The organism is Micromonospora sp. WMMA1947, from assembly GCF_027497355.1.
In the GTDB taxonomy this organism is placed as follows: Bacteria; Actinomycetota; Actinomycetes; order Mycobacteriales; family Micromonosporaceae; genus Micromonospora.
Genome location: NZ_CP114909.1, coordinates 4,705,408 through 4,719,723, shown reverse-complemented (window position 1 = coordinate 4,719,723; position 14,316 = coordinate 4,705,408). Strand labels below are relative to the sequence as shown.

Here is a 14,316-nt window from a genome sequence, read left to right as displayed (position 1 = left end):
CCTTCGTCCCCCTGGCAAAGACGGTAGGGCTTGTCCCGGGCGCGGCTCGGCCGAACCGGTCAAAGATCCGGTCAGCGGGCCAGCGCGCGCACCGCCGCCGGGTCGGCCACGGTGACGGTCACCGCCGGGTGCCGCAGCCAGGGGCCGGGCACCAGCGCCGCAACCGGCTCGGCGAAGCGCAGGCAGACGCCGCCGGCCACGCTCGCGCCGAAGGTCACCCCGCCGTCGGCCGCCGACAGGTGCGGGCCGATCGCCCGCCACCAGCGGTACGGTCCGCTCAGCTCCGCCCCGGTGACGTTGTCCGGCGTGGTGCGCAGCAGCCAGGGACCGAACCGGACGACGAGCGCGTCCGGTCCCCAGTCCAGCCAGGCCGTGGCGGGCCGGACCCCGAGCAGGGCCAGCGGCAGCCGGAACGCCGGGTCGAAGCGGAACGGGAAGCGGCGGACCGGGCCCGGCGGGAGCGCCCCGGGGCCGGCTGGTTCGTCTCGCGGCACGGCGGCGAGGTACCCGGTGCGGCGGGCTCGACACCCCGGGGGGCGTTCCCGCGTCCCGCGCCCGGACGGCGGGACGCGGGAACCCCCCGTCCCGGCTACTGCAGGAACGCCCCGAGGGGCGACAGCAGCAGCCGGCCGAGCAGCGCGGCGTTGTCGTCCAGCCGCGTCCGCTCACACTCGCGGGCGTCCGGGTCGTGCCGGCAGCGCCAGATCTTCTGCGCGTTGCGCCAGGCCACGTTCCGGGTGTACCCCACCAGTTCGCCCTGGTACCAGTCGTCGATGTCGCCGTTCACCATGTCGATCATGAGTTGCCAGTTGTCCAGGTAGCCACGGCGCAGCTCCGGGATCCGCTCGGCGAAGATCTTGTTGATCTCCAGGTAGTCGCGGTGCTGGTCGCTGCCGTCGATCGGCTCGGACTCCAGGCTGTCGAACGTGGTCACCAGCGCGAACGGCAGGTCGTAGTTGATGTGCGCGTTGACGCCCGCGGCGGCGGACGGCAGCGGCCGGGCGTCCGGGCCGCGCATGCGCTTGAACAGGCACGACCACGCCTTCGGGGTGCTCGGGCTGGAGTCGGTCCAGAACCGCAGCGCCTCGAAGTAGCGGGCCGCGAACTCCACGTCCAGCCGGGCCAGGAAGGCCGGGTCGCAGAACCGGTCGTCGTACAGGCCGTCGAGCACGGTGCTGGTGATGATCAGGTAGAGCTTGTTGAAGTCGGCGAGCGGGCAGCTCTCCTCCAGCGGCGGCAGCCGGACCAGCAGGTCCTGCAGCTTGGTCAGATGGTCCACGACCGCCGGCACGTCGGCGGGATGGTCGGCGAGAAGGCCGACGATGTCCTGGTGCACAGGACCCCAGACCGGTTCGGTCATCTCTCCTCCATCAGCCGGCCGGCGCCCCCACGACGCCACCCCTGTTCCGCGGGACAGCCTGCCAGTCACCGTCCACACAGGGATCCGTCGAACGACGTATTGCCGACGTACGCCTATTCCGCGCCGTTGCGCAGGAAGATGGCGCTGGCCTGCACCCGCGTGCGGACCTGGAGCTTGTCGAAGATGTGCGAGACGTGGACGCCGATGGTCCGCTCGCTGATGAACAGCCGCTGGCCGATCTCCCGGTTGGTCAGCCCTTCGGCGACCGCGGCGAGCACCTCCCGCTCCCGCGCGGTGAGCGTCGCCAGCTCGTCCACCGCCGGTCCGGCGGGCGCCGCCGCCCGCTGCCGGGGCACCGGCGCGGCCTCCGGCGCGGCGTCCACAGTCACCCGGGCCCGCGCGGCGATGGTACGGATCTCCGCGGTCAGCGGCACCGCGCCGAGCGACTGGGCCATCTCGTGCGCCCGGCGCAGCAGCTTGCCGGCGGTGGCCACCCGGCTGCGGCGGCCCAGCAGCGCCTCGGCCTGCCGCAACCGCGAGTACGCGGCCGGGTAGGGGTGGTTGCGCCGGTCCCACTCGGCGGCGGAACGCTCCCACAGCGCGGGGTCGCCGCGGCCGTCCTCGAGCCGGCTCAGCTCGGCCTCGCAGAGCGCCAGGAACCCCTCGGCCACGTAGCGCACCGGGGCGCCCGCCTTGGCGCTCTTGCCGGTCACCCGGTCGACCACCTCGCGCAGTCGGCGTACCGCGTTCGGGTCGACCTCGATCGTGCGGCTGGCCGTCGCCTCGGCCTCCGCGCGCAGCCCGTGCCAGGCCAGCGTGGCCAGCACGATCACGTCGTCGGAGCGGCTCTCGGTCAGGCCCCGCTGCACCGCCTGCCGGGCCAGGTCGTGCCGGCCCTGCCACATGGCCAGGCCGGCGCGCAGGATGAGCATCGGCAGCACGTGCCGGGCGCCGCCACCGGCCAGCACCGTCGCCACCGCCTCCAGGTCGCGGTCGGACGCCTCGACGTCGCCGTACCCGACGGACAGCCGGCACCGGGCCAGTAGCAGCTCGACCGCGTCGGCCCCGGACGGGCGGTGCCGCAGCGCGGCGGCGACGACCTTCTCCGCCTCGGCCCACTGCCCCACCCGGAACAGTCCGTTCGTCGCCACCGCCAGCAGCCGGGTCTCCCAGGTGCGGCCGAGCCCCAGCTCGGCGACCCGGTCGGCACCCCGGCGGGCCACCACCACCCCCTCCTCGAGGATGTTCAGCGGCCCGGTGAGCAGCTCGGCCAGGTGCAGGTACGCGCAGGCCACGTCCTCCGGGCGCCCGGCCCGCTCGGCGGTGTCCAGCGCCTGGCGCATCACCGCCAGCCCGGCGGCCGGATCCTCCAGGAACGCCTCGCTGAACCCGAGCGCGGCGCTGGCCATCACCACCTCGGAGGTGGTGCCGGGAACGTCGGCGGCGAGCGCGAGGGCCTCCCGGGCCTGGTCGCCGGCCTCGGCGTAGCGGCCCAGGTGCAGCAGCAGCTCGGCCAGCCGGGCCGCGGCGGTGCACCGCTCCTGCGGCGTGCAGTCGGGCGAGTCCAGCACCCGCCGGTACTCCTGCTCCGCGGGTGCCGACCGGCCGGCCGCGGCCAGGTAGCGGGCCCGGCGGATGCGCAACCCGCAGACCGGCGGGCCGGACGGGTCGTCGGCCAGTTCCTCGAGCAGCGTGAGGGCGCGGGCGTGCTCGCCGCTGTGGTGCGCGGCCTCGGCGGCGTGACTGAGCAGCTCGGCCCGGTCCACGTCCACCGGCTCCGGCAGTCCCCCGTCGGGCAGGACGGCGGCCGGCTCGGTGGCCAGGGTCAGCGCGGCGGACCAGTGGCGGTGCGCCTCGGCGTACCCGTGCAGTCGCTCCGCCTCGCGGGCCGCGGCCATCGCGGCGGGCAGCGCCCGGGCCGGTTCGCCGGCCTGCCGCCAGTGGTGCGCGAGCCGGGCCTGGTGCAGTTCGGCCGGTACGGCGGTGAGCGCCTCGGCGTAGCGGCGGTGCAGCGCGGCCCGTTCGGCGGGCAGCAGTTCGTGGGCCAGGACCTCGGCGACCAGCCGGTGCCGCAGCCGGTAACCGTCGTCGGCGCCGACCAGCAGGCGGTGCGCGACCGCCTCGCGGACCGCGTCGAGCAGCTCCTCCTCGGGCAGCCGCACCACCTGGGCCAGCAGCCAGTGCTCGACCGGTTCGACGCCCGCCGCCACCGCGTGCACCACCGCGTGCGCCGGCTGGGGCAGCGCGTCGACCCGGTCGAGGAACACCTCGCGCAGCGTGTCGGAGAGGCCGTCGCGGCCGTCGCGCCGGTCCCGGGCCAGTTCCTCCACCACGAACGGGTTGCCGCCGCTGCGCTGCCAGAGCTGGTCGGCGGCCTCCGGCGGCAACGGCGCGCCGACCACCGCGGCCGCCAGCTCGTCGGTGGCGGACCGCTCCAGCGGCAGCAGGTCGATCACCCGTACCGAACGCAGCCGGCGCAGCTCGGTGAGCACCCGGCGCAGCGGGTGCGCGCCGCGCAGCGACTCGGCCCGGATCGCGGCCAGCACGGAGAGCTGGAGGTCGCCCAGCCCGGCGAGGAGGTAGAGCAGGAGCTGTCGGGTGCTGCGGTCGACCCACTGCAGATCGTCGAGGACGAGCACCAGCGGACGCCCGCCGGCCACCAGGTGCAGGCCCTGGGCGACCCGCTCCAGCAGCGCCCCGGCGCCGTCCGGGCCCGGGGTCTCCTCGTCGAAGACCTGCAGGACCCCGCGGACGGCCGATGTGGTGCGCGCGTCGGCCTGCTCGGCGTCGAGCCGGCGCAGCGCCTGCCGGACCGGGTGCAACGGCGAGGCGTCTCCGATGTCGAGACAGGTGCCGGTGAGCACCAGCGCGCCGCTGCGTCGCAACTGCTCGCCGGCCTCGGTCAGCAGGCGGGTCTTGCCCACTCCGCTCTCTCCGGTGAGGAACACCGCGCCGGTCTGCCCGGGCCGCAGGTCGTCGTAGAGCGCCGACCGCAGCGTCGCCATGGTGCCGGATCGGCCGACGAGCGGTGCGGTGTCCACGTCGCTGGCCATGGGACGCAGCCTAGTCACAGGTCCCCGCACCGTTCTACGGCCTTCGGGCCGGACTCGTACTCCTCGCGTCGACTACACGACTAATGGTTGCGGGTGCCCGACATACGTCGTCCTACAGATCCCCCGAGAACCCGGTGGTGGAAGTCTGCTGAGGTCGTCGGGCACCACAACAGGGAAAGGGTGGGTGCGATGTTGATCACCACGCCCGTGGGGAGTCGGAAAGCCGTCATCGCGGCGTGCCGGCCGGTGCCCGAGGAACGACGTGTCATGACCGTCCTCTTCGTCGACATCGTCGGCTCGACCCGTCTGGTCGAGCGGCTCGACCCGGAAGACGTACGGGCGCTGCAGCGCGCCTACTTCGGTACCGTCGCCTCCGTGCTGCGCCGCTGGCGGGGCGTGGTGGAGAAGTACGTCGGCGACGCCGTGATGGCACTGTTCGGCGCGTCCGGTTCGGACGGTCTGGACGCGTACCGGGCGGTGCGGGCCGGGCTGGACATCCAGGCCGCGCTGGCGCGGCGACGGCCGGCCGGTGTCCGGCTGCGCGTGCGGGTGGGCGTGGCGACCGGCGAGGTGCTGCTGGACCTGGCCGGGGTCCGGGACGGCGGCCACGGCGCGGCCAGCGGCGCGGTCATCACCACGGCGGCCCGCCTCCAGGAGCACGCGCCGCCGGGCGGAGTCGTCGTCTGCCCGGTCACCCGGGACGCGGTGGCCGGCCTGGTCGAGCAGCGTCCACTCGCCACGCTGACGCTCGCCGGCAAGGCGCTTCCGCTGGACGTGTGGCGGGTCACGGGGGCGGCCGGGAGCAGGCCGGCCCGGCATCGTACGCCGCTCGTCGGCCGTCGCCGCGAGGTGGCGAGCGCCGCCGACGAGGTGAGCCGGGCCCTGCGGGAGCGGCGTCCCCGGTGGATCTCCCTGGTCGGTCCGCCGGGCAGCGGCCGCAGCCGGCTGCTGCACGAGGTGACCCGCGCCGTGTCGAGCGTGGACGGTGTGCCGGTGCGCGTGCGGGTGACAGCCTGCCCGCCGTACCCGTGCGGCGAACTGGCGCCGCTGGCCGGCCTGGTCCGTCCCCGGCCGGGCGGTCCGGCCGGGGACGGTCCGGGCGGTGGTGCGCTCGCCGCGTTCCTCGCCGCGCCGGACGACGACACGGTGGCGGCCCGCGCCGTGGTCGCCTGCCGGGAGGCGCTGCTCGGCCTGGCCGCCGACGCGCCGCTGGTGGTCGCGGTGGACGACCTGGACCGGGCCGCCCCGGCGTTGCGCCGCTTCCTGCACCAGCTCCACGTGGCGGCGGACGAGCGAGGACTGCCGCTGGCGGTGGTCACCACGTGCGGCGCCGGCTCGGCCGACCCGCTGCCCGCGCCGGCGCGGCGGATCCCGCTGGAGCCGCTGGATGCGTCGGACACCGGGCGGCTGCTGCGGCACCTGCTCCACCGGGCCGGGCGACCGGCCGCGCTCGCCGGCCGGCTGGTCGCGCTGGTCGGCGGCAATCCGGCCGTCGCGACCGCGTACGCGTCGGCCGATCCGGCCGGCGAGCCCGCTGGCGTGCCGGCGTTCGCGCGCCGCCTGGTGGACGCCCGGCTGGACCGGCTCGACGGTACGCACCGGGCGGCGCTGCTGGCCGGGGCCGCCCGGGGTGGCCCGGTCGTGGCCGCCGCGGTGGAGGCGATGCTCGGCTGGCCCGCCGGCCGGGCCGAGCCGGTGCTGCGGGCGCTGGCCGCGGCCGGGCTGGTACACCCGCTCGCCGCCGGTGCCTGGGCGGTCGACGCGCTGGTGGCCCGGGTGGCCGCGCTGCGGCTGTCGCGTGCGGTACGCGCCGACTTCGCCCGCCGCCTGCGTACCGCGAAGGACACCGCTGCCGGCCGCGTGCCGGGAGCGGGAACCGGCGTCCCGGTCCGGGACGCCGACGAGCGGGACGTGTGCCCGCTCGGGGCGGGACGGTCGCGCCGGTCGGGTGGAGGGGCCCGACCGGCGCCCGTCCCGCCGGACCGGCTCGATCGCTCCGACCCGCTCCGGGTGGTGCCCGGACGGCCGGGGCAGCCGGTGCGGGCCGGACCGGGCGTCACGCAGTGGCCCGGACGGCCCGGGCGGGTGGGCCGGCGAAGAACCGAGCCCGGCGGGCACACGCTCGGGCTGGCCGCATGAGCGTGACGTCCGGGTCGGAGCGGGCACGGGGCCACTCCGGCCGGGACGTCACCCGGCGGCCGGGCCGGTCGGATCAGTCGCGGGCGATGGTGCGGCTGCGTCCCCGGAACTCGGCCACCACCTCGTCGCCGCGCCGCACCGTCACGTCGTAGATGCCGCTGCGGCCGTGCCGGACCCGCTCGGTGGCGTACGCCTCCAACAGGTCGCCCTCGCGGACCGGGCGCAGGAAGCTGATCTCGCCGCCGGCCGCCACCGTCGCCGGGCCGTGGCTGTTGCAGGCCAGCGCGAAGGCGGTGTCGGCGAGCAGGAACACGAAGCCGCCGTGCCCGATCGCGTGCCCGTTGAGCATCGCCGGGGTGACCCGCATCCGGGCCACCGCCGCGCCGTCGCCGGCCGAGACGAGCTCGATGCCGAGCCCCTTGGACGCGACGTCGGCGTCGAACATGTCGTGCGCCGCGGTACGGTCGCCGTCACCGGCCATCTCAGGACTCCCGCCGCTGGTCGACGATGCGGCGCATCTTGCCCATCGAGCGTTCCACCCCGTCCGGTTCGATCACCCGTACCGCCACCGACACCCCGATCGTGTTCTTCACCTGCTCGACGAGAGCGGCGCCGGCCCGCTCGGCCTCGTCGGCGGCGGTGCCCGCGCGCCGCTCCACGTGCACGGTGAGCGTGTCGAGCCGGCCCCGCCGGTCGAGCACGCACTGGAAGTGCGGCGACAACGCCGGCGTACGCAGGATCAGCTCCTCGATCTGGGTCGGGAAGACGTTCACCCCGCGGACGATCATCATGTCGTCGGTCCGCCCGGTGATCTTCTCGATGCGCCGCATCGGGCGGGCGGTGCCGGGCAGCAGCCGGGTCAGGTCGCGGGTGCGGTAGCGGACGACCGGCATGGCCTCCTTGGTCAGCGAGGTCAGCACCAGCTCACCCCGCTGTCCGTCGGGCAGCACCTCTCCGGTGACCGGGTCGATGATCTCCGGGTAGAAGTGGTCCTCCCACAGGTGCAGGCCGTCCTTGGTCTCCACGCACTCGACCGCCACACCCGGGCCCATCACCTCGGACAGGCCGTAGATGTCGAGCGCGTGCATGTCCAGGCGCTGCTCCAGCTCACGGCGCATGTCCTCGGTCCACGGCTCGGCACCGAAGATCCCCACCTGCAGCGAGGTGGCGCGCGGGTCGATCCCCTGGCGTTCCATCTCGTCGACGATGGCGAGCATGTAGCTCGGGGTCACCATGACGACCTCCGGCTCGAGGTCGCGGATCAGCGTGACCTGACGCTCGGTCATGCCGCCGGAGACCGGCACGACGGTGCAGCCCAGCTCCTCGGCGCCGTAGTGCGCGCCGAGGCCGCCGGTGAACAGCCCGTAGCCGTACGCGACGTGCACCCGGTCGCCGCGGCGGCCCCCGGCGGCCCGGATCGAGCGGGCCATGAGCTTCGCCCAGGTGTCCAGGTCGGCGCGGGTATAGCCGACCACCGTGGGACGCCCGGTGGTGCCGGAGGAGGCGTGCAGCCGGGCGATCCGCTCGCGCGGCACCGCGAACATGCCGAACGGGTAGTTCTCCCGCAGCTCCGCCTTCGTGGTGAACGGGAAGCGGGCCAGGTCGGCCAGGTCACGCAGGTCGTCGGGGTGCGCGCCGAGGGCGTCGAACGCGCGCCGGTAGTGGGGCACGTTGTCGTACGCGTGCCGCAGCGAGTGCCGCAGCCGGTCCCGTTGCAGCGCGCGCAGCTCGTCGACGCCGATCCGCTCGACGGGATCCAGCTCCTCCGGACGGGGCGTGCGCTCCTCCACGGTGACCTCCTGGTACGAGGGACCCCGGACGCCGCCGCCCCGGGGCGATCCCGCCCACCGTACGCCCGCCCCCACCCTCCCCGGCCGGCCCCACCCCCTCCCCCGCGATCTTGCACTTGCCGCCCCTCGGGTGTCCGGTTCGCGCCCTTCGCCGGGGCCGAAACCGCAAGATCGCCGGGAGCGGGGCGGGGGCGGGGCGGGAGGGCGGGGTTATGCTCGCGGGTGCTGGTGGGAGGTGTCGTGTCGGATCCCCGGGTCGATCCTGACGTCGACCTGCTCGTACCGGCGGACCGGACGGAACTGTCCGCGCACCCGGCGGCGGTGCTCGGCGTGATCGCTGCCGGAGGCGTGCTCGGCGCGCTCGCGCGGGCGGGCGCCCAGGCCGCCCTGCCGCACCAGCCCGGCGACTTCCCCTGGGCCACGTTCGCCGTCAACGTCACCGGATGCCTGCTCATCGGCGTGCTGATGGCGGTGCTCGCCGCCCGGCCGGTCCACCCGCTGACCCGGCCGTTCCTCGGGGTCGGCGTGCTCGGCGGGTTCACCACCTTCTCCGCGTACGCGGTCGACGCGCAGCGGCTGCTGACCGACGGCGCGCCCGGTACGGCGGGCGCCTACCTGGCCGCCACAGTGCTCGGCGCGCTGGCGGCGGTCGCCGCCGGGGACACGGTGACCGCACGGCTGCTGGCCGCCCGGCACGGGCGGACCTCGTGACCGCCGGGACGGTGGCGGCCCGATGACCGTCCTGCTCGTCGCGATCGGCGCCGCGATCGGCGCCCCGCTGCGCTACCTGACCGACCGGGCGGTGCAGGCCCGGCACCGCTCGCCGTTCCCGTGGGGCACGCTGACCGTCAACGTGGCCGGGTCGCTGCTGCTCGGCGGCCTGCTCGCGGCACCCGTCGACCCGGGCGTGACCGCGCTGGCCGGCACCGGCTTCTGCGGCGCGCTGACCACCTGGTCCACGCTCAGCTACGAGACGCTGCGCCTGGCCCGTGCGGGCGGGCGCCGCCTCGCGTACGCGAATGTGGCACTCAGTGTGACCGCGGGCCTGGGCGCGGCGTTCCTCGGCTACGCGCTGGTCGCCGCGCTGACCGGCTGACCGGAGCGGTCAGCCGGTCGGCGGGGCGGACCGTCAGCGGGCCCGGCGCTCCGGGTGGGCCCGGTTCCACGCCCGCATCCGCTCCGGGTAGCCGGTGCGGGCCGCCTCGTACAGCGGCACCGCGTGCTTCTGGGCGATCTTGCCGGCGGCACGGGGCGAACCGGTACGGCGGCGGATCCACTCGCCGTCGTGCGCGATGGCGACCACCGTCGTGTCGGTGGCGGTGGTCTCCGGTTCCAGGTAGAACTCGACCCCGCGCCGGCTGGTGACGAACGCCTCCAGCTGCGCCAGGTCCTCCTTGGTCGCCTCGCGGTCGAGCTTCGTGGGCGTCGTCGGGTCGGCGGCCCGGCGGCTGAACCAGCCCATGCCCGCCTCCTCTCCTCGGCGTTCGCTCCAGTGCAGCACGCCCGCCTGACAGGCGGCTGGGAGCGCGGTGGGAGGCGGCTGAAGCGGCTCAGCCGACCTTCGCCGTCGGGGCGCCGGCCTGCGCGTCCGGGGCTGCGGGGCGTTCCCGCAGCACCGGCACCAGCGCGAGCGTGGGCAGCAGGAGCAGCGGCACCACGACGAGCGCGGACAGCACGCCGAAGTGGTCGCCGAGGAAGCCGAGCAGCGGCGGGCCGGCCAGGAAGGCGGTGTAGCCGATCACGGCGACCACGCTCACCCGGGCCGGGGCCTTGTCCTCGTCGTCGGCGACGGCGCTCATCCCGACCGGGAAGCCGAGCGAGGCGCCGAGTCCCCACAGCGCGACGCCGGCCACCGCGAGGGGGCCGTTCCCGGCCAGCACGGCGAGCGCGGCACCGGCCGACGCCATCGCGATGGTGGTGAACAGCACCGGCACCCGGCCCCACCTGTCGATGGCGACGGTGCCGACGGTGCGGCCGATCGTCATGCCCACCACGAACACGCCGAACACGGCGGCGCCGACGGCCTCGTCGACCCCGTACCCGTCGACGAACGCCACCGCGAGCCAGTCGTTGGCGCTGCCCTCGGTGAACGCCATGACCAGCACGAGCAGCCCGATCAGCAGCGTGCGGGGCTCGCGCCAGGCGGCCAGCAGCGCCTGGCGCCGGGCCGCCGGCTCCCCGGCCCCGGCCGCCTCGGCGGTGGCCGCGAGGAACGCCCGGGCGCCGACCAGCGTGCCGGCCAGGATCAGCACGGACAGGACCGGCAGGTGTACGCCGACGGGTACGCCGAAGTGCGCGGCGCCGGCGCCGAGCCCGGCCCCGGCCACCGAGCCGAGACTCCAGGCGGCGTGGAACCGGGGCAGGATGGTGTAGCCGAGGCGCTTCTCCACGGCCGCGCCCTCGACGTTCATCGCCACGTCGCACAGGCCGGAGCCGAAGCCGAACGCGGCGAGGCCGAGCCCCACCCCGGCGACCGAGCCTGCCAGGCTGGCGGACAGACCCGCCACGGTCAGGCCGAGCGAGACCAGCACCACCGACACGGCCACCGTGCGCGCCGGCCCGAGCCGCTGGGTGACCAGGCCGGCGGTCGGCATCGCCAGCAGCGAGCCCGCCGAGGCGCAGAGCAGCAGCAGGCCGAGCCCACCCGGGTTGAGGTCGAGCGCGTCCTGGGCCGCCGGGACCCGGGAGAACCAGCTCGCCACCGCGAGCCCGTTGAGGGCGAAGACGACGGCGACGCCGTTACGGGCGCTCAGCACCGCACGGGGCGCCGGTGGCCGCTTCCCGGCCGGTGCGTCGATGGTGCTGCTCACGGTGCTGTGGTCCCTTCCCCCGTCTGGTTCCCGACGACAATCGCACACCTGAGAGCGCTTCCACCACAAGCGCTGTTATGGCATCGCCCATCCGGGCGGGAGCAGGCATGATGCGGACATGGGTACGCCGACCGCACGCCCCGCCACCCTCGACGACGTGGCCCGCGACGCCGGGGTCTCCCGGGCCACCGCCTCCCGGGTCCTCGGCAGCTACGGCTTCACCTCGGCGCAGGCTCGCGCGCGGGTGCACGCCGCCGCCGACCGCCTCGGCTACGTGCCGGACCTCGCGGCCCGCTCGCTGGTGCGCGGAGCAGGCGTACGCCTGGTGGTGGCCGTGGTGGGCCGCGACGACACGGTCCTGGACGACCCGTACGTGCACCGGGTGGTGAGCGCGGCGTCGCGGGTGTGCGCGCCGCACGGCATCGGCGTGGCGCTGGAGTGGCTGCCACTGGCCGACCCGTCCGGGCTGGCCCGGCTCGGCGCGGACCGGGGCGTCTGCGGCGTGGTCCTGGTCAACACGACCCAGGCCGCGCTGGACGCGGTGCCGCCGAGGCTGCGCGGCCGGATCGTCTCGATCGGTCAGGGCTCGCCGGCGGTGCCGTCGTTCGACGTCGACAACGCCGGAGGCGCCGGCGAGGTGCTGCGTCACCTGTACGCCACCGGCCGCCGCCGCATCGTCATGGTCACCGGGCCGCGCTGGCTGAGCTGCGCCGAGCGCTCGGTGACCACGTACCGGGAGCTGATGCGGGAGGCGGGGGCGCCGGAGCGGCTGGTCACCGGCGACTTCACCGCGGCGCGGGGCGGCCGGGCGGCGCTGGAGGCACTGCGCCGGTGGCGGGACGCCGACGCGGTCTACGCGGCCAGCGACGCCACCGCCTTCGGCGTGATCGCGGCGCTGCGCGGGCGCGGCATCCGCGTACCGCACGACGTGGCGGTGGCCGGGTTCGACGACCTGCCGTACGCGGCGATCAGCAGCCCGCCGCTGACCACGGCGACCCACCCGGTCGACCGGATCGCCGCCGCCGCGGCCACTGCCGTGCTGACGCGTGAGCCGGTCGCCCCGAGCACCCCGTTCCCGTCGACGCTCGTCACCCGCGACAGCGCCTGAGCCGGTACGGGCCGGTCGGCCCTGGCCGCCGTGGCGCGCCCGCCCGTCAATGGATACGGGAGAAGGAGGGATCCCGATGGGCGGAGCCATGACGTGGATGTACCGGGGCGGCCGGCCGAACCGGCTGGCCCGGATGATGAACGCGCTGTCGGCGTGGCAGTACGGCGCCGGTCTCGCCCCGGCGCACTGGATGACCATGGAGGTGCCCGGCCGCCGTACCGGGCGGACCGTCTCGGTGCCGATCGTGGTCGCCGATCACGACGGCGAGCGGTACGTCGTGTCCATGCTGGGCGAGCGGGCCAACTGGGTGGCGAACGTGCGCGCCGCGGGCGGCCGGGTGGTGCTGCGCCGTCGCCGCCGCGAGCCGGTCCGGCTGGTCGAGGTGCCGGTGGCGCAGCGGCCGCCGATCCTGCGCCGGCACCTCGCGCTCGCCCCGGGCGCGCGCCCGCACGTACCGGTGGACCGGCACGCCCCGCTGGCCGAGTTCGCCCGGGTCGCCGCCGGCATCCCGGTCTTCCGGATCGTCGCGGCGGAGTCCCCGGAGCGGTGACGGCGGCTCACGCTCCGGCGAGGAAGGCCGTCGACATCTGCGTCGCGACAATCCTTCAGAATATCTATCGCTCGCGTTTTCGAGGTCGTCCGAACGGGAGAGGGAGCCGGTAAGATCGGCGACAGAACGGCGACCGATCACGGACTGCCCGGCGACCGGCACCGGCTCACACTGAGCGCATGAATACGAGACTCCGCCGCAGCCGCGCATTCGGCCTCGCGGTGTGTCTCGCCCTCGTGGCGATAATGAGCGGCTGCATGCAGCTCAACCTCGGGCTGACCGTGAACGACGACGACACGGTCTCCGGTCAGCTCCTGCTCACCGCACCGAAGTCCGTGCTCAAGCAGCGGAACCCGGATCCGGCGGTGGCGTTCGCCGAACTGCGGCCGAACATTCCCTCACTTCCGCCCGGAGCGGAGACCCGGTACGAGGACGCCACCTCGTACGGCATTCAGATCACGTACCGGAAAACGCCACTGGCACAATTCACGAGCGAAAGTGTGAATCTTGTCCGGGACGAGGATCTCATTCGCTTCTCGCTCCCGCTGGACCCGCAGAAATACGGCGGCAAGTTCGGGCAGCAGGATCCGCGCCAGCAACAGGCGTTCATGACCTTGATGGCGTTCGAGATCTCGGTGACGTTCCCCGGCCGGGTGCTCGACACCAACGGCACGGTCACCGGACGCTCGGTCAGCTGGAAGGTGATCGCCAACCAGCCCAAGCCGGCCGAGTTGCGCGCCGTCGCCCAGGCGCCCCCGCCGCCCGCCACCAGCCCGGCCGCCGTGGTGACCGGGAACGGTTCCTTCCCCTGGCTGCCGGTCGTCGCCGCCGTGGTCGTCCTGCTGCTGGTCGCCGGCGTGGTGCTCGTCCTGCTGCTGCGGCGACGGCGCTCCCGTGGCGTCCCCGATCCGGCGGCCGCCCCCACCGCGACGGCGGCCACCGGCCCGGCCCCGGCCGGCACCGGCGCCCCGCCCGCACCCGCACCACCCACCGGTCCACCGGCCTGAACCGGGCCGGACCCACCGACCACCGACGGCGCCCGCGCCGGCGGCCCACGAGCACACCGGGCGGAACCTGGAGTCAGTGACCCGGACGCCGCCGCACCATCCCACCCCGACCGCACCACCGCACCGTGACAAGAGGGGGATCGCCGTGAACGATCTCTTCACCTGGGCCGCCCTGGGCAGCCTCACCGGCGCCAGCGCCGCCACCCTGCTCGCCACGAACGTCATCGGCGGGCTGATCGGACCGAGCGGCGACAAGGCGCGCAAGTGGATCGCGCTGGGCTTCGCGCTCCTGCTGTCCTACCTCACCGCCGCGTTCGCCACCGACGCCGGCCCGGAGAAGTGGATCATCGCGTTCTTCAACGGTCTGGTGATCTTCTCCGCCGCGCTCGGCATCAACCAGCTCCCCCCTGGCAACCGGCAGCCGACGCAGGCGTCGCCGAGCCAGCTCGCCCAGGGCCGCGAGCCCCGCTACGTCCGCTCCTGGGTCTGAGAGAGGTGA

14 protein-coding genes are annotated in these 14,316 nt (G+C 75.2%); 7 read left to right on the top strand and 7 right to left on the bottom strand.

Annotated elements, in window-relative coordinates:
• Window positions 1-71 precede the first annotated feature (71 nt).
• The 3 genes from O7604_RS22250 to O7604_RS22240 form a co-directional block, all read right to left on the bottom strand.
• Window positions 72-494: a hypothetical protein gene (locus O7604_RS22250; protein WP_269705699.1), complete on the bottom strand. Its 423-nt coding sequence runs from the start codon at window positions 492-494 to the stop codon at window positions 72-74.
• Between the two features lie 95 nt (window positions 495-589).
• Window positions 590-1,360 carry a DUF5995 family protein gene (locus tag O7604_RS22245; protein WP_269705698.1) on the bottom strand — a complete coding sequence of 257 codons (771 nt, stop codon included), beginning with the start codon at window positions 1,358-1,360 and terminating at the stop codon, window positions 590-592.
• Window positions 1,361-1,473: 113 nt separating this feature from the next.
• On the bottom strand, window positions 1,474-4,413 hold the full coding sequence (locus O7604_RS22240; RefSeq protein ID WP_281577645.1) for a helix-turn-helix transcriptional regulator: 2,940 nt from the start codon (window positions 4,411-4,413) through the stop codon (window positions 1,474-1,476).
• Between the two features lie 267 nt (window positions 4,414-4,680).
• Between O7604_RS22240 and O7604_RS22235 the strand changes: the two genes are divergently transcribed.
• Window positions 4,681-6,552, top strand: coding sequence for an adenylate/guanylate cyclase domain-containing protein (locus tag O7604_RS22235; RefSeq protein ID WP_281577644.1), 1,872 nt, complete (start codon window positions 4,681-4,683; stop codon window positions 6,550-6,552).
• A 73-nt stretch (window positions 6,553-6,625) separates the two neighbouring features.
• Here O7604_RS22235 and paaI read toward each other — a convergent pair whose 3' ends face one another.
• Complete coding sequence (paaI, locus tag O7604_RS22230) at window positions 6,626-7,033, bottom strand: hydroxyphenylacetyl-CoA thioesterase PaaI (RefSeq protein WP_281577643.1); 408 nt, start codon at window positions 7,031-7,033, stop codon at window positions 6,626-6,628.
• Window position 7,034: 1 nt separating this feature from the next.
• Entirely contained in the window at window positions 7,035-8,342 is a 1,308-nt protein-coding gene (paaK, locus tag O7604_RS22225; RefSeq protein ID WP_281577642.1) for a phenylacetate--CoA ligase PaaK, read from the bottom strand.
• 240 nt (window positions 8,343-8,582) lie between these two features.
• Between paaK and O7604_RS22220 the strand changes: the two genes are divergently transcribed.
• A complete protein-coding gene (locus tag O7604_RS22220; RefSeq protein ID WP_281577641.1) occupies window positions 8,583-9,053 on the top strand; it encodes a CrcB family protein in 471 nt (156 codons plus the stop codon).
• Window positions 9,054-9,075: 22 nt separating this feature from the next.
• Entirely contained in the window at window positions 9,076-9,438 is a 363-nt protein-coding gene (locus O7604_RS22215; protein ID WP_281577640.1) for a CrcB family protein, read from the top strand.
• A 33-nt stretch (window positions 9,439-9,471) separates the two neighbouring features.
• Here the strand turns inward: O7604_RS22215 and O7604_RS22210 are convergent, their stop codons facing one another.
• Entirely contained in the window at window positions 9,472-9,804 is a 333-nt protein-coding gene (locus O7604_RS22210) for a hypothetical protein (protein ID WP_030499339.1), read from the bottom strand.
• 88 nt (window positions 9,805-9,892) lie between these two features.
• A complete protein-coding gene (locus O7604_RS22205) occupies window positions 9,893-11,152 on the bottom strand; it encodes an MFS transporter (RefSeq protein ID WP_281577639.1) in 1,260 nt (419 codons plus the stop codon).
• Window positions 11,153-11,270: 118 nt separating this feature from the next.
• Here O7604_RS22205 and O7604_RS22200 point away from each other — a divergent pair, with 118 nt between their 5' ends.
• The 4 genes from O7604_RS22200 to O7604_RS22185 all read left to right on the top strand — a co-directional run bounded on the left by O7604_RS22200 (window position 11,271) and on the right by O7604_RS22185 (window position 14,307).
• On the top strand, window positions 11,271-12,260 hold the full coding sequence (locus tag O7604_RS22200; protein WP_281577638.1) for a LacI family DNA-binding transcriptional regulator: 990 nt from the start codon (window positions 11,271-11,273) through the stop codon (window positions 12,258-12,260).
• Between the two features lie 76 nt (window positions 12,261-12,336).
• Window positions 12,337-12,810 carry a nitroreductase/quinone reductase family protein gene (locus O7604_RS22195; RefSeq protein ID WP_281577637.1) on the top strand — a complete coding sequence of 158 codons (474 nt, stop codon included), beginning with the start codon at window positions 12,337-12,339 and terminating at the stop codon, window positions 12,808-12,810.
• Between the two features lie 179 nt (window positions 12,811-12,989).
• Window positions 12,990-13,817, top strand: a complete 828-nt coding sequence (locus O7604_RS22190) for a DUF3153 domain-containing protein (protein ID WP_281577636.1) — start codon at window positions 12,990-12,992, stop codon at window positions 13,815-13,817.
• 145 nt (window positions 13,818-13,962) lie between these two features.
• Window positions 13,963-14,307 carry a hypothetical protein gene (locus O7604_RS22185; RefSeq protein WP_194799225.1) on the top strand — a complete coding sequence of 115 codons (345 nt, stop codon included), beginning with the start codon at window positions 13,963-13,965 and terminating at the stop codon, window positions 14,305-14,307.
• Window positions 14,308-14,316: the final 9 nt, after the last annotated feature.

Excerpts from the sequence above, each read along its gene's own strand:
- O7604_RS22245 (WP_269705698.1), bottom strand. The coding sequence starts at position 1,360 with ATGACCGAACCGGTCTGGGGTCCTGTGCACCAGGACATCGTCGGCCTT.
- O7604_RS22240 (WP_281577645.1), bottom strand. The coding sequence starts at position 4,413 with ATGGCCAGCGACGTGGACACCGCACCGCTCGTCGGCCGATCCGGCACC.
- O7604_RS22235 (WP_281577644.1), top strand. The coding sequence starts at position 4,681 with ATGACCGTCCTCTTCGTCGACATCGTCGGCTCGACCCGTCTGGTCGAG.
- paaI (WP_281577643.1), bottom strand. The coding sequence starts at position 7,033 with ATGGCCGGTGACGGCGACCGTACCGCGGCGCACGACATGTTCGACGCC.
- O7604_RS22215 (WP_281577640.1), top strand. The coding sequence starts at position 9,076 with ATGACCGTCCTGCTCGTCGCGATCGGCGCCGCGATCGGCGCCCCGCTG.
- O7604_RS22210 (WP_030499339.1), bottom strand. The coding sequence starts at position 9,804 with ATGGGCTGGTTCAGCCGCCGGGCCGCCGACCCGACGACGCCCACGAAG.
- O7604_RS22200 (WP_281577638.1), top strand. The coding sequence starts at position 11,271 with ATGGGTACGCCGACCGCACGCCCCGCCACCCTCGACGACGTGGCCCGC.
- O7604_RS22195 (WP_281577637.1), top strand. The coding sequence starts at position 12,337 with ATGGGCGGAGCCATGACGTGGATGTACCGGGGCGGCCGGCCGAACCGG.
- O7604_RS22190 (WP_281577636.1), top strand. The coding sequence starts at position 12,990 with ATGAATACGAGACTCCGCCGCAGCCGCGCATTCGGCCTCGCGGTGTGT.